General features: G+C 37.3%; 1 protein-coding gene. It reads right to left on the reverse strand.

Features of this window, described 5'->3' with window-relative positions; all coding sequences use genetic code 11:
* Positions 1-268 (reverse strand): TraM recognition domain-containing protein (locus tag KVT27_RS24850; protein WP_217582194.1); only part of this gene is annotated, 268 nt, incomplete at both ends.

The raw sequence follows: 268 nt of genomic DNA on the forward strand, positions 1-268 counted from the left end.
GTGACATAACAACTTCTTTCGTTTTTTGATAAGTTGATCCTAGTCGACTAACTGGATTCTCTTGCATAGGGGAAATGCCCTGTTCGGATTCTGCCTCTTTAAATTCCTCTTTCTCACCAAACATGTCAGAGAAAATTTTCGCATCATATGGTGTTACATCACCAAATATCATCTTGTTACGGAACGAACCTAGTAAAGTAAACATATACTGCTCTGTGAAATCCAAAGCTAATTGTGATAGTGTTTGACTTGCAATTGTCAGAATGAC

The organism is Lysinibacillus sp. GbtcB16, assembly GCF_019091145.1.
Taxonomy (GTDB): domain Bacteria; phylum Bacillota; class Bacilli; order Bacillales_A; family Planococcaceae; genus Lysinibacillus; species Lysinibacillus fusiformis.